This window comes from Streptomyces sp. NPDC050315, assembly GCF_040655775.1.
Taxonomy (GTDB): Bacteria; Actinomycetota; Actinomycetes; order Streptomycetales; family Streptomycetaceae; genus Streptomyces.
The window spans coordinates 626,180-646,362 of sequence record NZ_JBFAKN010000003.1 but is presented as its reverse complement, the minus strand read 5'-3'; the positions used below and the strand labels follow the sequence as shown (position 1 = coordinate 646,362).

Below are 20,183 nucleotides of genomic sequence, written 5' to 3'. Positions count from 1 at the left end.
GCCTCCGTGGCCCTGGTACGAGCCCTGGAGCCGGCCGGGCCGTCAGACGGGAATGCGCTGCAAGTCGTGCGCCACGATGATTTCGCCGTCGAAGTGGCGGGTGGCCTGTTCGATGAAGGTGGCGTCGTCCAGCTGCCAGGGGATGAGGTGCCACAGGACGAGGGTGTGGACGCCGGCGGCCGCGGCAACGCGGGCGGCGTCTTCGGCGCTGGTGTGGGCTTGGGCGAAGTGTTGTTGGAGCCGCTCGATCTTCGTGTTGGAGCCGGTCATGAATTCCGGGAGGTGCCCGGGGGAGTACGCCTCGTGGACGAGAACGTCCGCGCCGCGGGCCAGTTCGGTGACCTCGTCGCACTTCGCGGTGTCACCGGAGACGACGACGGAGCGTCCGTGCGCGTCGACGCGGTAGGCGTACGACGGCATGGGCGGATGTGTGGCCACCGCGGCCGAGACCCGTACGCCGTCGGCCTCGTGCACCACGCCCGGGCCCGCGACCTCGTGCGGGCGGAAGATTCCCGAGAGGGCGGGCCTGCCCAGGGCCTCGCGGTGGTGGATGTCGGGCTGGTTGAGTTCGAGGTACTGCTTGACCATCGACTCCAGTGGCGCGGGTCCGTACAGGTCGACGGGCTCGCTGCGGGCGGCGGTCCATGCCAGGTGGACCAGGGCGCCGAGGTCGGCGTTGTGGTCGACGTGGTGGTGGGTGACGAAGACCGACCGCAGCGCGGAGAGCTCGAGGCCGGCGGAGACGAGCTGCCGCCCGACGCCGTTGCCGCAGTCGATGACGTGGATGTCGCCGTCCACGACCACCGCGGTGGCCGGGGCCGCCTTCCCCGGGTGGGGCTGCGGTCCTCCCGCACTGCCGAGAATGACCAGCTCCATGGTTGTTCCATGCCTTTCGTCGGGGGATGTGGATGCTGATGAATGAATCGGGAACTCAGTTGTTGTTTTCCGTGGCCAGGTGTTGTTCTGCCCGGGCGACGCCGTCGCCGACGTTGTGTTGGGAGAGTCCGGCGGTCGCTGCCAGGCTCAGCAAGCCGACGGCGAAGAGGTACAGGGTGACGCTGGCGGAGGTGTGGGTGAGCTCCAGCAGGGAGGCCGCGACCAGCGGTGTGATCCCGCCGCCGAGGAGCGAGCCGGTCTGGTAGGCGATGGAGGATCCGGTGTAGCGGATGTGGAGGGGAAACATACTGGAGGTCATCACGCCGACCGACGCATTCGTCATGGACAGCACGAGTCCCATGGACAGCATGTAGGCGAGGATGAGCGCCCTGTTGCCGGTATCGACGACGGGCAGGAACAACAGCGCCCAGGACACGCGGACGATGCCGCCGACCAGGAAGAGCCTGCGCAGCCCCCAACGGTCGCCCAACGAGCCCCACCAAGGCGCGGAGACGAGCCACAGCGCGGCTCCGGACACCACGGTCAGCAGGAGGAATCCCGAGTCCAGGTGGCGGACCTGCTTGCCGTAGGAGAGTACGTACACCATGAAGACGTAGGCGACGCTGGAGTTGCCGACGATGACGAGGCTCGCTCTGATCACGTCCCGCCAGTGGTCGTGGAGTACGACGGCCACGGGCATGCGCCGGCGTTGCGGGGCCCGGGCGAGTGTGGTGTAGGCGCGGCTTTCTTCGATACGCAGCCGGAGGTAGAGGCCCACGGCGAGCAGGAGGACGCTCAGCAGGAAGGGGATGCGCCATCCCCAGGCCAGGAACGCCTCGTCGTCGAGGGACCAGTTGAATCCCAGGACGGCGAGGTTGGCCGTGATCAGGCCAGCCGGTACGCCCATCTGCGGGGCGGCGCCGTAGAGGCCGCGGCGGTGCGCGGGCGCGTGTTCGAGGGTCATGACCACCGCGCCGCCCCACTCACCGCCCAGGCCGATGCCCTGCACTACGCGCAGGAGCGTGAGCAGCAGGGGCGCTGCCACCCCAATGGCGGCGTAGCCGGGTATGAGGCCGATCGCCGTGGTGCACAGACCCGTGATCAGGAGCGAGACGATCAGGGTGTTCTTGCGTCCGTAACGGTCGCCGAAGTGGCCCATCACCAGGCCGCCGAGCGGGCGGGAGAGGAAGCCGGCGGCCAGGGTGCCGAAGGCGGCGATGGAACCGACGGCCGGGTCGGCGTCGGGGAAGAACTGCCGGTTGAACACCAGCGCCGCGGCGGTCGCGTAGAGGAAGAAGTCGTACCACTCGATGGTGCTGCCGATGAAGGCCGCCCAGGCGACCCGTCGTGCCTGTTGCGCCTGTTGTGTTCGCGCGCTGTCGGTGAGCTGCTGCGCCATTGCGGTTTTCCCCTCACGATGTGGGCCGAGCACGATGTGGGTTGAACGCGATGTGGGGGGCTGATCAGGGTGTGGGCCGAACGCGCGGGCGGCGTCAGGCGGCTGCGGTCCCGGCGTGGCTCAGGAACCCGGAGTCGTCTCCGTCATGCCGTGGCGAGGCCCTCGATGCCGAAGAACCGCAGGGCGTTCTTGCCGAGTACGAGGTCACGTTCCGCCGGGGTGAGGTGGCTCTGGCGTACGAGGGCGCCGTGCTCCTGCTCGCCCAGCGGGAAGGGGTAGTCGGTGCCGAGCATGATCCGCTCGGGCCCCATGACGTCGGTCAGCAGCCGGAACGCTCCGGGGTCGAAGACGGCGGAGTCGAGGTGGAAGCGGTCGAGGTAGGCGGACGGCGGCTTGGGGGAGTCCTCGCGTACGAGGTCACGGCGGTGCCAGGCGTTGTCGGCCCGGCCCAGCAAGTACGGGAAGCTGCCGCCGCCGTGGGCGAAGCACAGCCGCAGGCTCGTCGGCAACTGCTCGAAGGCGCCCGAGAGGATGAGGCCGAGGATGGTCAGTTGTGTCTCGGCGGCCATGCCGACCAGCCAGGGGAGCATGTAGCGGGGCATGCGCTCCCGGGCGAGCATGTCCCACGGGTGCACGAACACTGCCGCGTTCTCGTGGGCGCAGTGCGTGAGGAACTCGCGGATGCGGCCGTCGTCGAGCCCGCGGTCGCCCACGTGGTTGCCGATGTGGACGCCGGCGTGGCCGTTGGCCATGGCCCGGCTGACCTCCTCGCAGGCCAACTCGGTGTCCTGCAGCGGCACTTGGCACAGCGGCACCAGGCGGTCGGGTGCGGTCGCGCACATCTTGAGGATGCGGTCGTTGACCAGCTCGCACCACTCGGCGGCGCGGCCGGGGTCGGCGGCGTAGCCGAACATCAGCGGTGTGGAGGAGACCACCTGGATGTCCACGCCTTGGCGGTCCATCTCGTTCAGGCGCACCTGCGGGTCCCACAGGGCTGCTGCCACGGGCCGGTATTCGGCCGAGCCGCTCATCATCATTCCGGCTCCGGCGTCGTCCTCCCGCAGCCAGGGTCCGTCCTCGGCGTGCAGGATGCGGGACTCGGCTCGGGAGATGCTCGGGAAGACGTGCGCGTGGACGTCGACGACGGTCACGGGTACTCCGTTCGTTCTTCGTATGCGGCGGTGGTGCTCGGAGCCGGTGTCTCAGCGGTCCGCCGGGCGCGGCACCGGCCGCATTTCTTCGGGCCATTCCTTGCCGGGGTGCACGGCGTCGCAGTGGGGGCAGGTGCGGGCGGCCTGGTCGCCGTAGAAGGCGGCGAAGACCGGGGGCAGGTCCTCGACGATGGAGGCGAGCTGCACTTCGGCGCGGTGCACCAGGCGGTGGCAGTGGACGCAGTACCACTCGAAGGCGTCCCGTTCGCCCTGCGGCCGGGCGTGTTCGACGACGAGGCCGATGCTGCCGGGCTCGGGCCGCTGCGGCGAGTGGCGTACGTGGGCGGGCAGCAGGAAGATGTCACCCTCGCGGATCTGGACGTCGACGGGCGGCTTGCCCTCCACCTCCATGATGCGCAGGACCATGTTGCCCTTGAGCTGGTAGAAGAACTCCTCGACCGGGTCGTCGTGGAAGTCGGTGCGTTGGTTGGGGCCGCCGACGACGGTCACCATCAGGTCGGCGTCCTCCCAGATCTGCACGTTGCCGACGGGTGGCTGGAGCAGGTCCTGGTGGTCGCGGATCCACCGCTCGAAGTTGAACGGCTTGAGGGTGTCCTTGGTAACCATTGCTCAGCCCTCCGTGCGGGGTCGGGGGAGGTACGCCACGCAGGCGATCTCGATCAGCAGGTGCGGGTGCGGGAGTTGGTGGACGGCGACGGTGGTGCGCGCGGGGCCGTTCTCGTCGAAGAAGTCGGCGTAGACCTCGTTGTAGCCGCCGAAGTCGTTCATGCTGACCAGGTACGTCGTCACGTTGACGACGTCGGACAGGCTGCCGCCCGCGGTGGCGAGGAGGTCGGCGATGTTCTCGATCACCGCGCGGGTCTGTGCCCTGATGTCCAGGCTGGTGGTGCCCAGTTCGTCGACCTCGACGCCGACGAAGGTGTTGTCGGGGCGGCGCGAGCTGGTGCCCGAGACGTAGAGGAAGTCGCCGGCCCGCCGCACGTGAGGGAAGCGGCCCCGCGGGCGTGCCTTGCCGGAAACGGTCATGGCGGCCTGGTGATCGGCCTGGTGACCGGTCTGCTGATGCACCGTCATCGATCGGTCTCCTTCGCCATGGATTGCGTGGCGGACTGGGTGGTGGACTGGGTGGTGGACTGCGCGGTGGTGACCTCGACGCGGCCGAGGCCGCCGGCGTTCACCCGCACATGCCGGCCCGGCTCCAGGGGGACAGCGGCGGTCGGGGCCCCGGCGAGCACGACCCAGCCCGCCTCCAGCACGAGCCCGGCCTCGGCGGCCAGGCGTGCCGCCGCCACCAGCGAACGCAACGGGTGGCCGAGGATGGCGGCGGAGCTGCCGGTTTCGGCGGGGCGGCCGTCCACCTCCAGCGCCATGCCGAGGTCGGCCAGACCGGCGACGGGATCGAAGGAGCTGGCGTCCCGCCACAGGCCGATGCCGAAGCCGGCGGAGGAGGAGTTGTCGGCGACGACGTCGGGCAGCGAGAAGCGGAAGCCCTCGTAGCGGGAGTCGATGATCTCGTACGCGGGGGCCACCGCACCGACGGCACGGGCGGCCTCCTCACCGCTGACCTCCCCCGCCAGCGGCCGGTCCAGCAGGAAGGCGATCTCTGGTTCGATCCGCGGGTGGACGAAGCGGTCCAGATCGAGAGTGGCACCGTCGGCGCAGCGCATGGCGTCGGTGAGCCGTCCCCAGATCAGATCCGCCACGCCCATCTGACGCATCTTGGCCTTACTGGTGAAACCGAGCTTGACCCCTGCCATGCGCTCTCCGCGGTCCAGTCTGCGCTGGACGAGGGCACGTTGGACGGCGTAGCCGGTCTCGACGTCGAGCAGCGGTGCAGTCTCGGTGAGACGTGGCACCGCACGAGCCTGGAGAGCGGCATCGTCGAGGGTACGGGCGAGCGCGTCCACATCTGCGTTGTCTGCGGCGTTGCGTGTCATCGGCTCTCCTCTCGGGCGAAGGCGGCGCGTACGCTGCCGAGCCCTTCGATACGGGCTTCCAGCACGTCCCCGGGCGCCACCTCGACCATGGGCCCGAGGGCACCGGTGAGTACGGTGTCCCCGGCGCGCAGCGGGCGGCCGAGGTGGACCATGGTGTCGGCCAGCCACAGGGCGGCGGCCAACGGATGGCCGAGGCAGGCGGCCCCGGTGCCCGTGGAGACCTGGTCGCCGCGCCGCTCCATGACCATGCCGGCCAGCCGCAGGTCGCCCGCGCGCTCCAGTGGCGTCGGCGTGCCGCCCAGTACGTACATGCCGCACGAGGCGTTGTCGGCGATCGTGTCGGGCAGGGTGATGTCCCAGTCGCGGATGCGGCTGCCCACCACCTCGATGGCCGGCACGACGTAGGCGACGGCGCGGAAGAGGTCGGCGAGGGTGTGCCGTTCGTGGGTGAGGTCGTCTTCGAGTACCAGGGCGATCTCCGCCTCGGCCTTGGGCTGCAGGACCGCGCCCGGCGGGATTTCGGCGGAGTCGGGGACGGCCATGTCGGCGAAGAGCATCCCGTAGTCGGGGGAGTCGACGCCGAGCTGGCGCTGTACGGCTGTCGAGGTGAGGCCGATCTTACGACCCACCAGACGGCGGCCCCGGGCGAGCCACTGCTCGGTGAGGCGTTCCTGGACGCGGTATGCGGTCTCCGCATCGGGTACGAGGTCGCGTACGGGCTCGACCGGTACGCCCTCCTCGTACGCCCTGGCCAGCCGCTCGGCGGCCCGCGCCGTCGCCTCGGCGGTGGCGGTGGCAGTGGCAGCGGCGGTGTCGGTGGCAGTGGCGTTGGTGTCGTTGGCTTCGGTGGTGTTCACAGCTTCACGCACACATTCACGGGTTCGGAGAAGAAGTCCAGGGAGTGTTCGCCGCCCTCGCGGCCGATGCCCGAGGCCTTGACCCCGCCGAAGGGGGTGCGCAGGTCCCGCAGGTTCCAGCAGTTCACCCAGGCGATGCCGGTCTGAAGGCGCGGTGCCACGCGGTGGGCGCGCGAGAGGGAGGAGGTCCACACGGTGGCGGCGAGGCCGTACGGACTGTCGTTGGCCAGCCGGACTGCTTCGGCCTCGTCGTCGAAGGGCGCGACGTGGCAGACGGGGCCGAAGATCTCCTCGCGCACCGTGCGCGCGTCCGGGCCGAGGCCGCTCATCACCGTGGGTTCGACGAAGAACCCACCGTCCCGCTCGTCCCCGAAGGAGGGGACGCCGCCACCGGTGTGGATTTTCGCGCCCTCCTGCTCGGCGAGCCGGTAGTAGCCCAGTACCTTGTCCCGGTGCTCGGCCGAGACCAGCGGCCCCATCTGCGTGTGTTCGTCGTACGGGGCGCCCACGCGCAGCGCCCGGGCGCGTTCGGCGAGGGCCTCGACGAAGTCACCGAAGATGGCGCGCTCGACGTACACCCGCTCGGTGCACAGGCACACCTGACCGGCGTTGGTGAAGGCCGAGCGCACCGTGCCCTCCACGGCGGCCTCGAAGTCGGCGTCGGCGAATACCAACGCGGGGTTCTTGCCGCCGAGTTCGAAGGAGACCGGGGCGAGCCGTTCGGATGCCGCGCGCATGATGGCGGTGCCGGTGCTCGACTCGCCGGTGAAGGCGACCGCGTCGACGCCGGGGTGGCCGGTGAGGAAGGCGCCCGCGCTGTTCTCGCCGAAGCCGTGCACCAGGTTGAAGACGCCCGCGGGCACCCCGGCCGCGTCCATGACCTCCGCGAGCAGTGTGGCCGTGGACGGGGTCAGCTCGGAGGGCTTGGCGACCACCGCGTTGCCCGCGGCCAGCGCCGGGGCGACCTTCCAGGTGAGCAGCAGCAGTGGCAGGTTCCACGGGGAGACGACGGCGACGACGCCGAGGGGGCGGCGCACCGTGTAGTTCAGCGCGCCGGCCCCGTCCGGCGTCGCCGTGGAGAAGGACTGCTCCGGGCGGCCCCAGGCCAGGTCGGCGTAGGCACGGAAGTTCGCGATGCCCCGGGGGATGTCGACGCTGCGCGCCAGCGATGCCGGCTTGCCGGTGTCGGCCACCTCCGCGGCGACGAACTCCTCGAACCGCGCCTCCATGCCGTCGGCGATCCGCCGCAGTACCGCGCAACGCTCCTCCGTGGTGCTCTTGCCCCAGGGGCCTTCGAGGGCGGAGCGCGCCGCGGCGACCGCGCGGTCGACGGTTGCGGCGTCCGCCTCCGGAATCGACCCGATCACGGAGCCGTCGGCCGGGGCGACGAGGGGGAAGCGTTCCCCGGTCTCGTCGAACCGTCCGCCGACGTAGTGCGCCCAGTGCCGCGGACCCGGCTGTGCGGGCCGTACCTGACTCATACCGATGACCTCCAAGCTTGCGCCGTCGGGCAGCGCCTTCCGGTGATCGGCATCTTGCCGAGTCGAGCCATGCCTGGATAATGCCTATTCGGCTTCCCGGTATGTCTTGTAGACATAGCGCCTGGTCAGTGGCTCATGAGGGCGCGCGATGCAGGCCGAGGATCTCGTCAGGGGAGGGCTGAAGATGGTGGGCCGGACCGTGGGGGTGACGACGCCCGCCGACCCGCACCGCGCAGCCGGCGCTACGTGGCGCGCTCCGGGCCGGGCTCGTCGTCGCGCTCCATTCCGTCGAGCAGCAATGTCAGCCCGTGCTCGAAGTCCTCTTCAGCGAGGCGGAACTCGGCGTGCGGTCCGCGCAGTGCTGCCGCGAGTGCGGGCCGTCCCTCCAGTAGTTCCGGGCCCTGCGGGATGCCACTGCTGGAGGCGGTCATCGCCGCGCCCAGTGCGTAGGACTCCACCAGCAGCACGGCCCGGGTCGCGCGCCGGGTCTCCCAGCCGGACTCCAGCAGTACCTGCAGTACGGCGTCCAGCCCGGTCAGCGACGTCGCCGAGCGGACGGGGCGACGCATCACCAGGCGAATGGCGTTGGGATGGCGCTGGAAGACCCGGAAATAGCGGCGGGCCAGGTCGGCCAGCTCCGCTCGCCAGTGTTCGTGGCGCGGCGGGCGGGTACCGATCTCGCTCACGATCACCTCGGTGACCGCCTCCAGCACCTCTTCCAGGTTCGTGAAGTGCTTGTACAGCGAGGGACTGGTGACACCGAGCTGTTGGGCCAGCCGGCGCATCGAGAGGCCGTCGGCGCCCTCGGCATCCAGTATTCGCACTGCCTCACTCACAGCAGCGTCCCGCGAGATCTGCGGCGGACGGGGCATCGGAGGGCTCTCTTCCTGAGTGAGGTCGGTGCGCGGCGGTCGCGGCAGACGAGTCCGTTCGCGATGGCCGCGGCAGACGAGTCTATTCCGGATCCAACGGATCGAGGTCTTCCCTTCTCCCCGGCGTATGGGCTAGCTTCCCTGAAAGTAAATGGGATTAGTTAATGCGGTTAACGCAGGCCCGCGCGTGTCTCCACCGCGCCAGAGGCCCCGCTCGCCACCCGTCTCCACCGCGCGAAAAGCCCTGTTCACACCCCGTCTCCGTCACGCGAAAAGCTCCGCTCGCCACCCCGCCACCGGGAGGAACCGTGGACTCCAGCTCTGCCGACATCACCCCCGCCGCCCGCTCACGACCACAGCACCCAGCAGGCCCCTCGGCGTCACACCGTCCCCACGGGCCGGCCGGCTCGGGCGAGCCGGGAGGGGAACTGCGTGAAGGCGCGGTCGGTCTCACCGGTGCACTCGGGGTGACGGTCTCGAACATGGCGCCGGCCAACGGCCTCTTTCTCACCGCCCCGGCAATCGTCGCCGCGATGGGCACCCAGGCACCCTGGGCGTTCCTGCTGGCCACCTTCGGCCTGCTGGCGTGCGCGGTGGCCGTGGGGCAGTTCGCACGCCGCATCGTCTCCTCCGGATCGCTGGTCGCCTACACCTTCCACGCCTACCGCACCCTTTCCCCCGGCCTGGCGGCCCGGCTGGCCAGCGGACTGTTGTATGTGATGCTCCTGGCCGGACCGCTCACCCTGGGCGCGGTCACCGTCTTCTCCGGCCAGTGGATCGCCACCTCACTCGGCCTCGCCGACCCCTGGCCACTGCTGTTGTCGTTGGGTGTACTGGCCTTCGCCGGGGCGATCGCACTGCGCGGCATCGTCGCCTCCAGCCGCGTTGCCACCCTGTTGGCCGTCGCCCAGGTCGTGCTGCTCGTGGGCTTTTCCGTACTGCTCCTCGTCCGCTCCGGCGCAGCGATCGACGCGCCGCTGCACGCGGCGGGCGGCGCCCCGGGCGGACTGGCGGGCCTGAGCGGGCTGACCTTCCCGCTCGCCGTGGCCGGCATGGTCGGCTGGGACAACTCCGCGGGCATGGCCGCCGAACTGCGCCGCCCCCGCCGCGTCATCCCCGTCACCGTCATCAGTACCGTGCTCATCGTCGGCCTGCTGTACTTCTTCGCCACGTGGGCCGCGGTGGCCGGCTACGCCCACTGGCAAGGAGCCGCTCAGGGCGCCGACCGCTTCGGCGCCCCCGGCAACGCCGCGCCCTTCCTCGAACTCGCGCACCACTACCTGCCGTTGGCCGAACCGCTCCTTGCCGCCGTCGGTGCCATCAGCTCCGTCGCCTGCCTGGTCGCCGCCATGACCGCGCTGCCCCGCGTCACCTTCACCGCCGCACGCGCCGGCATGCTGCCCCGCCGCCTGGGCCGCGCCTCCGCCCGCCACGGCGCACCGGTCGGCGCCGTCCTGCTGTGGCTCGCGCTGATCGCCGCCTGCACCGCACTGCCCGCGTTGGTACTGGGCGCCGCGCCCACCACCACCTCGGCATGGGAGGCCGGCATGGGCACCGTCCCCCTCCTGCTGAACCTGCTCCTCGCCCTCATCGGCCTGCCCCTGTTCCTGCACCGCACCGAGCCGGGCGGCCTGCGACCCCTGCGCCACCTGCCCGTCCCGCTCATCGGCATCGCCGTCATCGGCTGGGGCGTCTACGGCAACGTTCAGCCCGACCAGCCCGCCCCCGGCAATACGTACTGGATCTGCACCGCCGTCATCCTCGCCCTCGCCGCACTCGGCGCCACCCGCTTCGCCCGCAACCCCCACTCCCGCCTCGATGCGCTCGGCATCTCGCCGGACAACACCCGACAGTCGCGCACGCCTCATTGAGGCTCCGGGGCGGCTGAATGCAACGCGCCACTGACACCCCCGGACCGCCGAACGCAACGCGCCACTGATGCTGCCGGGGCAGGCGAATGCAACGCGTCCCTGATGCTGCCGGGCAGCTGAATGCAACGTGCCGCCGACGCTCCCGGGCAGCCTTACACAGCTAGCACGCCGCAAGGAGAACCACCCACCGTGCCCCGCCACTTCGCCGACCTGGCCATCACCGGCGCCACGATCCACACCCTCGACCCCGACCGTCCCACCGCCACCGCCCTGGCCGTCCGCAACGGCGTCATCACCGCCGTAGGCCCGGACGACGCGATCCGCGAAGTCTGCGACGCCCGTACGCAACTCATCGACGGCAGTGGCATCACCCTCACCCCCGGCCTGACCGACAGCCACACCCACCCGGTCACCGGCACTCTCATGACCAGCGGCCTCGACCTCTCCGCCTGTACCAGCACCGCCAACCTCCGCACGCTGCTCGCCACCGAGCGCCGCCGCCAAGGCCCCAACACCTGGATCCGCGGCTTCGGCCTCGACCCCAACATCCTCGACGGGCATCGCCCCCACCACCGTCTCATCGACGACGTCCTCGACGGCGCCCCCGCACTGCTCACCCTCTTCGACGCACACGCCGCTCTCGCCTCCACCCGCGCTCTGGAACTGGCCGGCGTCACCGGTCCCGTACGCTTCGACTCGGCTGCCGAGGTGGTGTGCGACGCGGACGGTAACCCCACCGGCGAACTCCTGGAAGAACCCGCCAAGCGGCTCGTCGAACGCGCAGCCCCCACCATGGAAACCAACGAACTCGCCGACCGACTGGCCGACTTGTTCTCTCGCATGAACGCAGCCGGACTCACCGGCGGCCACGTCATGGACTGCACGGAGCAAACCCTCCCCGCACTGCGCACCCTCGAAGAACGCGGCGACCTCACACTGCGCCTGCGCATCCACGCCCGCTGCCGGCCCGGCACCGACGATGACGGCCTTCAGGACCTGATCGCACTGTGCGGCACCGGCGGCCGGCTGTGGCAAGTCGCCGGAGTCAAACTGTTCATGGACGGCACCATCGACAACGGCACGGCCTGGCTGGACCACCCCGACTGCCACGGGGAGTCCACCCGCCCCTTCTGGCTGTCGCCGGACGCCTACGCCAAGGCCGTCGACACCCTCGCCCGGGCCGGCGTTCCCACAGCTACGCACGCGATCGGCGACGCGGCCGTCGCCTACGCCCTCGACTGCCTCGCCCCGCACAGCCGCCCGCACGACCGCACCGCGCGACACCGCATCGAGCACGCGGAGACCCTCCCCGACACCCTCGTCACCCGCTTCGCCCGCACCGGCGTCGTGGCCTCGATGCAACCCAGCCACCTGCAGTACTCCCTCGCCGACCACAGCGACAACTGGTCCGCCCGACTCGGCCCCGAACGCGCCCGCCGCGCTTTCCGCTGCGCGGATCTCCTGCACGCCGGCGCCGTGCTCGCCCTGGGCTCGGACTGGCCCATCGCCCACTACGACCCCCGCGAGGTACTGGCCGCCGCGCAGCTGCGCCGCTCACCCCACCACCCGGAACGCCGGCCGGTGATCCCCGACCAGGCCCTCACCGCGACCGAAGCACTTACGGCAATGACAGTGACCCCAGCCATCACAGCCGGCGAGGCCCACCGCACCGGCCGCCTCCGCGAAGGCCACACCGCCGACCTGACCGGCTTCGCCACCGACCCACTACGCGTCCCGCCCCAGGAACTCCCCGACGTACCAATACGCCTCACCATCGTGGACGGCCGAGTGGTACACCGCGCCTGAGGCCGCAGGGGCCAGGCCGAGCTGAGCGATTCGATACATCGGCCAACCCGCCGATACCCAGCCGCCTGTGTCGCAGGCGTAGGGCCCACTTGGATTACTGAGGCAACGGTCACTCCGCTGATCTGGGGTTTTTGCGCTGGTTGGCATTGAAGCGCGCCTTCTTCTGACGATTCCCGCACGTGTTCATGTCGCACCATTTACGGGTGCGGCTTTGGCTGGTGTCGAAGAAGGCGGCTTGGCAAGTTGGTGAGGCGCACAGGGCCAATATTCCGTCCCGTTCGCCCGCGATGATGCTGATCGCGTCGGCGGCGATCACGCCGAGGGCGTCTTCCACGCAGGAAGCCGAGCCGAGCCGCCATCGCCGCTTCCCTTCAGGCGTCAGGACCGCCGCGGCCCGGCCCTGAGCGCTGCAGTCATTGATGACTTGGACAGCAGACGCAGGGAGAGCTTCCTGGAGCGCGGCCGCTGTCGCGGCGGCGTGAATCGACTCCCTCAGCTCCCGAGCGCGGTCGAGCTGGGCAGTGGTGCAGGAGTCCACGGCGAGGCCGTTCACTGCCAGCCAGTCGACGAGTCGCTGCGGCGTGGGAATGCGCTCCACGGCGTCGCCATGACGCTCCGACAGAGTCCCCGTGAAGCTGGTCGCGAGCACATTGCCGAGGCGAAAGTCAGGGAACCCAGTACGCATGGAACCACCTTAGCCGGTTGCGCGCAGGCGTGGGGGACTGCTAGAACCGCCTTAGCCGGTTCACGATGGGTCGTAGCCGGATCTGCGATGGCCAGGAGGTCTCATGCCCCGTCCAACCAGCGACGTGCAAGCATTTGAAGCCCACGCGACCGACGCCGACCTCGACGATCTGCGCGCGCGACTGGCCGCGGCACGGCTACCGGAGGCCGAGACGGTCCATCGCGCCGCCCCCGGCCCTCGCCGATGGGAACAGGGCGTTCCGCTCGCCGACCTCGTCGATGTCGTGAACTACTGGCGCACCGCGTACGACTGGCGGTCGTTCGAAGCACGCCTCGACCGGATCGGCCAGTTCCGCACGACCATCGACGATCTGGGAATCCACTTCCTGCACCGCCGATCCGCGCGCGCAGACGCCACTCCGCTGATTTTGACGCACGGCTGGCCAGGCAGCATTGCCGAGTTCATCGATGTAGTGGACGAGCTGGCAGATCCGAGCGATGTAGACGCGCCGGCGTTCCACGTCGTGGTCCCGTCGCTGCCCGGCTTTGGTTACAGCGACAAGCCGGCCACCACCGGGTGGGGAATCGAAAAGATCGCGGCCGCCTGGGTGGAACTGATGGAAAGGCTCGGCTACCGCAAGTTCGTAGCCCACGGCGGCGACTGGGGAGGTGTGATTACTACGGTCCTCGGCGGCAGGTTCCCGGAGCACGTTCTCGGCATCCACACAACGACCGCGCAGGCACCGCCCGGGTTGACGACGGACGGGCTGACGGCGGCCGAGCGCAAATGGGCCGAGGAAACCCGCGGTTTCTGGCGCCACCGCGCGGCGTACGCGAAGCAGCAGGCGACCCGACCGCAGACCATCGGATACTCGCTCGTCGACTCACCGGTCGGGCTTCTTGCCTGGATCCTTGACAAGTTCGCCGAATGGTCGGACACGGAAGACAGCCCGTTCGAGACGATTTCCAGAGACCGCATTCTCGACGACGTCACCCTGTATTGGCTGACGCGGACCGGCGCATCAGCGGCCCGCATTTACTACGAAAGCCACAACTCGCTCGACCCCGAACTTCGGGTCGACGTCCCGTCAGCAATCAGTGTATATCCCCGCGACATCGAGAAGTGTCCACGCGTCTGGGCACAGGAGCGGTTCCGACAGATCGTCCGATGGAGGGAGCCCGAATCCGGGGGACATTTCCCGTCGCTGGAGGTTCCCGAGTATTTCGTCAAGGACCTGCAAGAGGGCCTCGCGGCAGTGCTGGCCGCCAATCGGTGAACGCGACAGCGCAGAACAGTCACGTCCACCGACCGGCTACTCAGCGCAGCCGGTCGGTGGGCTCCGTAGCCTGGACCGGAGTGGCTGCCAGACTGGCGAGGAGCCTCAGGCGTTCTTCGGAGGTGCTGCCCGGTTCGGCGGTGTAGAGGCTCAGGTCGTGCACGGTCCGCTGCGACACGGGAAGGTCCACAGACTGGTACGTCAGCTCCAGGAGACCGACCTCGGGATGCTGCAGCCGCTTGGTGCCCTCGTGGCGGATACGGACTTCGTGCGCGGCCCACATGGTGCGGAAGTCGGCGCTGAGCGTGGACAGTTCGCTGATCAGCTCGCGCCGCACCGGCTACCACGCCGCCGTCGCGGGCGGTGTCAACGAGCGCACCCGCGTCACCGTGATCGACGACGGTGCCGTCGGCCTGCTGGCGGTCCTCTCGGCCAAGCGGCTCGGCGCGGAGCAGATCATCCTGATGGGCCGGCACACCGCGCGCACCGACCTGGGCCGCGAATTCGGCGCCACCGACGTTGTCTCCGCCCGCGGCGAGGAAGGCATCGAGGCCGTCCGCGACCTGACCGGCGGGCACGGCACGCACGTGGTCCTGGAAGCGGTCGGCCACATGCCCGCCTACGAACAGGCCCTCGGCGTCGTCCGCCCCGCCGGCGTGATCAGCCGCGTCGGCGTGCCCCAGTACGAGGACGCCCCCACCGACCTCGACGGCGCCCCGACCGGCTACCAGAACATGGGCGCACGATCAACCGCCTCAAGAACCACCGGGCTGTGGCCACTGGCTATGACAAACGTGCGTCATTGTCAGGATGCCTTCCATATGACGGTACAGGCGAGGGGAGTGCGGCCGGCCTGCCGATGAGGAACAAGGTTCCGTCCGATGCCCGCGGCCTGCGCGAGCGCCACCAGCGCGACCGGGACCGCACCGCCGAGGAGGTGCGGCGCCGCGGACAGATCCGGTGCGGAGAAGGCGGGCAGGGACGCGGGGATGCGGGCGATGTCGCGTACCAGGCGTACGTCCGTGCCGAGCACGGCCACCGGGCGCCTCCCGCGTCCGCCACCGGCCGTCAACCCGTCATCACGGCGTTCGAGACGAAGCTCAGCACCGCGCCCAGCCGCAGCAGCCCCATCACCAGCATGACCACACCGACCATCAGGGTCAGCATGGCGACATTGCCGGCGTCCTTGGGATCCAGGCCTGCGTCCGACAGCACGCTCTGCGAGGTCAGGGCGATGGCGCTGGTCAGCGTGGTGACCATCAGGACCGTGCGGGCGGTCAGCGAGCCCACCGCCGCGGGCACCACGCCCGCGTACAGACCGGCCACGGGGTGGAACCCGGCGATGGCCGCGTACGCCATGCCCTCCGGGATGGAGAACAGGCCGGTGACCATTCCGGAGGTGACATCGGCGGGGCGAGGGCGGCCGAACCGCTGGACGCCACCGCGTACCGTGCCGGCCAGGCCCCCTCGCACGGCGGCGGCCTCGCGCCGCTAGAGCGCCTGTGCCGAGCGGTCGGTGCACAGGGACCAGATGACGAAGACCCCGATCGCGATCGACACGATGCCCCAGATCGGCTGGTACGGCAGCCAGATGAAGTTCGCGAGCACGGAGACCGCCGCCATGGCCACGGCGGTGGCCCGCGCCCACAGCGCGTTCTGGAGAACTCCCCAGCCGGTGACCGCCACGAGGATCCCCAGAATCAAGAGGATCCAGCCCCACGCGCTGATGTTGAACTTGAAGAAGTAGTCACCCAGCCGTCCGTACACGTCGTCCTCGGCAATCCCCGCAATGCCCTGCACGACACCGAGCAGACCATTCAGCACCATGAGGACACCGGCGAACAGGCGCCCGCCTGAAGCCCATGCGCTTCCTTGCCGCTCCTTTTCGTGATGGGTGCCACCCGCAGTGTCTGCGTGGCCGGGCATGTTGCTCATGGCCGCCCCTCTCCTGGGCTTCGTCATGGACCTCCGAGCCTGTGTCCACGGCCGGTTTCCGGCGACCTCAGGTGATCCATTGGAGTGATCGGCGGTCGATCCGCCCGGCAGCCCGGCCTTTACCGCGGCCTGCGAGGGGTGCCGCGGGTGGGTGGGAACCGTGATCAGTGTTGAGGGGTGTTGCCGGTGGCGGAGGGCCGGGGGCCGGCGGCGCGGCGGAGCCGGTTGGCGATCGCCAATCCCAGCCCCTCCTCCACCGGCAGGGACGCGATGATGAGGTCGCACCCTTGCTGGTCGAGTTCGCGCAGGAACCCGTACAGTCCGCGCGCGTAGGCGGCCATCGACCCGGGGACCGTCACCACGGCGTGCGCCTTCACCGGAGCGTCGGCGAAGGAGGCAGGGAGAAAGACGCCGACCTGGTACCCCCGCTCCTGTGCGAGCTCCGCTTCGGCGACGACCTTCTCGGGCTCGACGAGGACGACCCGCGCCCGCGGCGCGTAGTGGGACGGATGCTGGCCCGGCACCCGGACGGGGCTCGTCGCAGGGACCGCAAGCGGGTAGCCCAGCACCGCTTCGAGGTCCTCGCGCGACACCCCGCCGGGCCGAAGGACGCTCGGGGTCTCGCCCGTGACATCGACGATGGTCGACTCGACGCCGACCTCGCAGGGCCCGCCGTCCAGCACGAAGTCGACGGCATCGCCGAGCTCGGCACGGACGTGGTCCGCCGTGGTGGGGCTGACCGAACCGAAGCGGTTGGCGGACGGGGCCGTGACACCGCCGCCGAAGGCTGACAGCAGCGCGAGGGCGACGGGGTGGTCGGGCACGCGCACGGCCACCGTCTCCAGGCCACCCGTCGCTTCGAGGGGCACCCGGCGGCCGCGCCGCAGGACCAGCGTCAGGGGCCCCGGCCAGAAGCGTTCGGCCAACACGCGCGCCGTCGCGGGCACGTCCTCGACCCAGTCGGCCAGCTGCTCCGCACCGCCGATGTGAACGATCAGCGGATGGGAGGGCGGGCGCCCCTTGACCTGGAAAATGCGCGCGACCGCGGCGGGATCCTCGGCGTTGGCGCCCAGACCGTAGACGGTCTCGGTGGGGAGGGCCACCAGGCCCCCGGCGCGCAGCACACCGGCTGCCTTTTCGATGTCACTGGTTCTTGCCGTCACCCTCGCAATCCTCTCACTGATCCCGCTCTCCACATTCCGCGGTCTCGTGGGCGCATGGGCCTAGGCCGACGGCACCGAGTGAGCCCAGGTGCACGAAAGCACGAGTGGTTGTGACGTACTGGTCCGACGACAACTCGAACACCCGGACTCGCCGACCGCCGATGGGATTCACGGTCTCACGGACCGGATGCATCCCCAGTTTGGTCATGATCCGTTCAGAGGCGGCGTTGCCCACCTGAGTGATGCTGACGATCCGCTCCAGCCCTCGCTTTTCGAACCCGAACCGCACAACGGCCGCAGCGGCCTCGGTGGCCAAGCCCTGTCCCCAGTGGGAAAGTCCCAGCCGCCAGCCGACCTCAACCGCCGGCAGTATCTCCGGCAAGAAGCGGGGCACCGAAAGGCCGGTGAACCCGGCCAGCTCACCAGTGGAACGGATCTCCGCGGCGAACAGGCCGAAGCCCTGTGACTCCCACTCGCTCTCCCACGCCTGGATCCCGCCGCGAGTCTGCTGTTCGTCACGGACGCTGCCGTCACGGATCCACCGCATGACCTCGGGGTCGGCGTTGATGGCAGCCATGGGCGCAACGTCTTCCTCGCGCCAGCGACGCAGGATCAAACGGGGAGTCTCAAGCGTGACCATCCAAGCATTCTGGATCACAAGCGGGCTCTCCACCATCCTCACCAGGCACTTTCGATACACGCCCCAGCACGAAGGCGCCGGACGAAGCGTCGGTCCCTTCGCGCAGGTCGGGCCCTTCGCGCAGCGGTACCGGCTCGGCGGCGTCGTCCGGCGTGCCGCTCCGCGACAGGGGAGGCGAGATGGTTTCCGCCTGGTGTGCCTCGCGTGGGGCCACCGCAGCAGGTCGGTGGGTGCCAACCGCTGCACCGCCCGTCCAGAGGGGCGTCAGCCGCGGCCGGTGCTGCCCGGTGTCTCCGTACGGTGGGCCAGGGCCAGTGTGCCGTCGGGTTCCAACGCCACGCCCAGGCCTTTGCTGATGCGCGCGAGTGTCGTCCGCAGCCAGGCGCGGTCGCTCTCCGGCGCGGGTTCCAGCCGCATCTGCCGGACCTGCAACGGAACCATGCGCAGCGAGGCCAGCAGGCCCGTGTCGGCCGCCACCGAGACGAGGTAGGCGAGGCGGAGGTCGTCACGGTACTCCGCGTAGCCGCGGATGCCCTCGTAGTCGTCGATGAAGTCCCCGCAGCCGTAAAGGATCAGCCGGTCGCGGTACACCTCCAGGGGGCGGGGGTGGTGCGAGGAGTGGCCGTGGACGACATCGACACCGCCATCAATCAGGGCGTGCGCGAAAGCAACCTGGTCCCGGGGTACGCGGTAACCCCAGTTGGAGCCCCAGTGCACGGACACGACTGCGATATCGCCCGGTCCTTTCGCCTGCTGTACGCGTCTGACCAGGGCATCGGCCGCCATGCTCGTCGGCTCGGGAACGTAGGCGACTCCGGCCTGCTCCGCGGTCGCCGCCCAGCTCGGCGGAATGCCGCTGGATGACATTCCGATGCCGAACACCAGCACACGAGCGGCCTGCCCCACCGGGAGTACGGCGGGCGCGTACGCCGCCCCGGCGTCCCGCCCGGCACCGGCCGCCCGCAGTCCCGCCCCGGCCAACACGTCGAGCGTCTCCACCAGACCGGGGCGACCGAAATCCAGCACGTGATTGTTGGCCAGCACGCAGACGTCGGGCCGGGCCACCGTGAGGGCGGGCAGGTTGGCGGGGTGCATCCGGTAGTGGACCGCCTTGCCGTGCGCGAACTCCCCGTCGCCGGTGATCGCCGTCTCCAGATTCACGATCCGGACGTCCGGGGCGGCCTCCTCCAGCACCCGTAGGGCAGCCCCCCACGGCCACGCCGGAGGAACCGGCGCGGGAATCGGGCCACTCGCCGCCTCGGCCAGCTCCACGTAGGCCCGCGCGTCCCGCACCCAGTCCTCCCGCAGCTCCGGATCGCCCGGGTGCGCGAGGACCTGGTCGACCCCACGGCCGAGCATGACGTCGCCGCTCAGAAACAGCGTCACCAGGCCGGTTCCTCTGGTGCCCATGTTTCCACCGTAGGCCGGTACGCAGGCGCGGGGCAGGCCGAGTCGGCCCCTCCTTGTGGCAGCCGCGACCGATGCCACCTGCCTTGACGCTCACATCCCCGACCACTCCGCGTCTCCCGTGAGGAACCGGTCGAACTGCTCGGCTTGCCGGTACGCCCCCATAGGGGCGTCCTGCTCGGCCAGGGCGGTCAGGACCCTGTCGAGCACATCCCGGCGCCGAGAGGCCCTGACCTCGTCCCGCAGAACCGCGGCCTGGGCCTCGACCTGGTGAACCGCGTCCGCGAGGCCAGCCAGCACCTCGGGGGAAGCAGCCCTGCGCAGTCGGGGGAAAAGGTCTGCCTCCTCGGCGTCGCCGTGGCGGCGGATCCTGGTGAGCAGCCGCCGGACGAGAGGATCGAACTCGCCGCTGTCGGTGTCGGTGAACTCCAGGTCCTTCATCGTCTCCTCGGCGCGCAGAAGGTCCGTGATCTCCTGCCGCACGAACCGGTCGGCATCGTCGGGCACATAGCGGTGAACGGCGCGGTGCACGTGCCGCTCCGCCGCTGCTGCATGGCACGCCAAGGTGACGGCAGTCTCCTTGAGGCGGCTCCTGCGGCGGGGATCGCCGGCCGGCAGCTCCAGCACCTCGGCGAGCGCCCGCTCAAGCTCTTGGTGCTGTTCGGTCAGTGCCGTCACGACGTCTGCGGGGTCTGCGGCGTCTGCCATATCGGTGCTTCCCTCCCGAGTGTGCTCAAGCACCGGCCTCTCACCGCTCTCGGCGAGGGCGGGATGATGCTGTCGAAGCGTGTGGGCCGCGGCTCCCT

20 protein-coding genes and 2 pseudogenes are annotated in these 20,183 nt (G+C 70.1%); 4 read left to right on the top strand and 18 right to left on the bottom strand.

The features are described 5' to 3' along the window. Positions 1-42: 42 nt before the first annotated feature. The 9 genes from AB0I82_RS14155 to AB0I82_RS14115 all read right to left on the bottom strand — a co-directional run bounded on the left by AB0I82_RS14155 (position 43) and on the right by AB0I82_RS14115 (position 8,558). Positions 43-876 carry an MBL fold metallo-hydrolase gene (locus tag AB0I82_RS14155; protein WP_363257484.1) on the bottom strand — a complete coding sequence of 278 codons (834 nt, stop codon included), beginning with the start codon at positions 874-876 and terminating at the stop codon, positions 43-45. Positions 877-931: 55 nt separating this feature from the next. Then, positions 932-2,275 (bottom strand): MFS transporter, encoded by a 1,344-nt coding sequence (locus AB0I82_RS14150; protein WP_363257483.1) that lies wholly within the window; start codon positions 2,273-2,275, stop codon positions 932-934. Positions 2,276-2,418: 143 nt separating this feature from the next. Continuing rightward, complete coding sequence (locus AB0I82_RS14145; protein WP_363257482.1) at positions 2,419-3,426, bottom strand: amidohydrolase family protein; 1,008 nt, start codon at positions 3,424-3,426, stop codon at positions 2,419-2,421. A 51-nt stretch (positions 3,427-3,477) separates the two neighbouring features. Continuing rightward, positions 3,478-4,053: a 3-hydroxyanthranilate 3,4-dioxygenase gene (locus tag AB0I82_RS14140; protein ID WP_363257481.1), complete on the bottom strand. Its 576-nt coding sequence runs from the start codon at positions 4,051-4,053 to the stop codon at positions 3,478-3,480. A gap of 3 nt (positions 4,054-4,056) precedes the next feature. Then, entirely contained in the window at positions 4,057-4,473 is a 417-nt protein-coding gene (locus AB0I82_RS14135) for a RidA family protein (protein ID WP_363257737.1), read from the bottom strand. Between the two features lie 44 nt (positions 4,474-4,517). Next, the gene (locus AB0I82_RS14130) at positions 4,518-5,384 is read right to left on the bottom strand and encodes a fumarylacetoacetate hydrolase family protein (protein ID WP_363257480.1); all 867 of its coding nucleotides are present in this window, start codon (positions 5,382-5,384) and stop codon (positions 4,518-4,520) included. Continuing rightward, positions 5,381-6,139 (bottom strand): fumarylacetoacetate hydrolase family protein, encoded by a 759-nt coding sequence (locus AB0I82_RS14125; protein ID WP_363257736.1) that lies wholly within the window; start codon positions 6,137-6,139, stop codon positions 5,381-5,383. Before AB0I82_RS14125 ends, AB0I82_RS14130 begins: the two co-directional genes overlap by 4 nt. A 98-nt stretch (positions 6,140-6,237) precedes the next feature. After that, a complete protein-coding gene (locus AB0I82_RS14120; RefSeq protein ID WP_363257479.1) occupies positions 6,238-7,722 on the bottom strand; it encodes a 2-hydroxymuconic semialdehyde dehydrogenase in 1,485 nt (494 codons plus the stop codon). A 242-nt stretch (positions 7,723-7,964) separates the two neighbouring features. Further along, positions 7,965-8,558 carry a TetR/AcrR family transcriptional regulator gene (locus AB0I82_RS14115; RefSeq protein WP_363257478.1) on the bottom strand — a complete coding sequence of 198 codons (594 nt, stop codon included), beginning with the start codon at positions 8,556-8,558 and terminating at the stop codon, positions 7,965-7,967. Positions 8,559-9,076: 518 nt separating this feature from the next. Here AB0I82_RS14115 and AB0I82_RS14110 point away from each other — a divergent pair. Together AB0I82_RS14110 and AB0I82_RS14105 are read left to right on the top strand one after the other, a co-directional pair. Continuing rightward, positions 9,077-10,465, top strand: coding sequence for an APC family permease (locus AB0I82_RS14110; RefSeq protein ID WP_363257477.1), 1,389 nt, complete (start codon positions 9,077-9,079; stop codon positions 10,463-10,465). Positions 10,466-10,654: 189 nt separating this feature from the next. Continuing rightward, complete coding sequence (locus AB0I82_RS14105; protein ID WP_363257476.1) at positions 10,655-12,271, top strand: amidohydrolase; 1,617 nt, start codon at positions 10,655-10,657, stop codon at positions 12,269-12,271. Between the two features lie 109 nt (positions 12,272-12,380). Here AB0I82_RS14105 and AB0I82_RS14100 read toward each other — a convergent pair whose 3' ends face one another. Next, positions 12,381-12,956 (bottom strand): CGNR zinc finger domain-containing protein, encoded by a 576-nt coding sequence (locus AB0I82_RS14100; protein WP_363257475.1) that lies wholly within the window; start codon positions 12,954-12,956, stop codon positions 12,381-12,383. A gap of 103 nt (positions 12,957-13,059) precedes the next feature. Here AB0I82_RS14100 and AB0I82_RS14095 point away from each other — a divergent pair, with 103 nt between their 5' ends. Then, the gene (locus AB0I82_RS14095) at positions 13,060-14,232 is read left to right on the top strand and encodes an epoxide hydrolase family protein (RefSeq protein WP_363257474.1); all 1,173 of its coding nucleotides are present in this window, start codon (positions 13,060-13,062) and stop codon (positions 14,230-14,232) included. A 40-nt stretch (positions 14,233-14,272) separates the two neighbouring features. Here the strand turns inward: AB0I82_RS14095 and AB0I82_RS14090 are convergent, their stop codons facing one another. Then, on the bottom strand, positions 14,273-14,569 hold the full coding sequence (locus AB0I82_RS14090) for a hypothetical protein (protein ID WP_363257473.1): 297 nt from the start codon (positions 14,567-14,569) through the stop codon (positions 14,273-14,275). Between the two features lie 46 nt (positions 14,570-14,615). Here AB0I82_RS14090 and AB0I82_RS14085 point away from each other — a divergent pair. Next, positions 14,616-14,930, top strand: a pseudogene (locus AB0I82_RS14085) (zinc-binding dehydrogenase); the annotation flags it as partial. Between the two features lie 107 nt (positions 14,931-15,037). Here the strand turns inward: AB0I82_RS14085 and AB0I82_RS14080 are convergent. The 7 genes and pseudogenes from AB0I82_RS14080 to AB0I82_RS14050 form a co-directional block, all read right to left on the bottom strand. Continuing rightward, positions 15,038-15,271: a hypothetical protein gene (locus tag AB0I82_RS14080; protein ID WP_363257472.1), complete on the bottom strand. Its 234-nt coding sequence runs from the start codon at positions 15,269-15,271 to the stop codon at positions 15,038-15,040. 29 nt (positions 15,272-15,300) lie between these two features. Beyond that, complete coding sequence (locus AB0I82_RS14075; RefSeq protein ID WP_363257471.1) at positions 15,301-15,705, bottom strand: SulP family inorganic anion transporter; 405 nt, start codon at positions 15,703-15,705, stop codon at positions 15,301-15,303. 18 nt (positions 15,706-15,723) lie between these two features. Then, positions 15,724-16,167 carry a hypothetical protein gene (locus AB0I82_RS14070; protein WP_363257470.1) on the bottom strand — a complete coding sequence of 148 codons (444 nt, stop codon included), beginning with the start codon at positions 16,165-16,167 and terminating at the stop codon, positions 15,724-15,726. A 164-nt stretch (positions 16,168-16,331) separates the two neighbouring features. After that, entirely contained in the window at positions 16,332-17,330 is a 999-nt protein-coding gene (locus AB0I82_RS14065) for an L-threonylcarbamoyladenylate synthase (RefSeq protein WP_363257469.1), read from the bottom strand. A 100-nt stretch (positions 17,331-17,430) separates the two neighbouring features. Continuing rightward, positions 17,431-17,970, bottom strand: a pseudogene (locus tag AB0I82_RS14060) (GNAT family N-acetyltransferase); the annotation flags it as partial. Positions 17,971-18,234: 264 nt separating this feature from the next. Then, complete coding sequence (locus tag AB0I82_RS14055; RefSeq protein ID WP_363257468.1) at positions 18,235-19,380, bottom strand: CapA family protein; 1,146 nt, start codon at positions 19,378-19,380, stop codon at positions 18,235-18,237. A 90-nt stretch (positions 19,381-19,470) separates the two neighbouring features. Then, positions 19,471-20,085 (bottom strand): hemerythrin domain-containing protein, encoded by a 615-nt coding sequence (locus AB0I82_RS14050; RefSeq protein WP_363257467.1) that lies wholly within the window; start codon positions 20,083-20,085, stop codon positions 19,471-19,473. Positions 20,086-20,183: the final 98 nt, after the last annotated feature.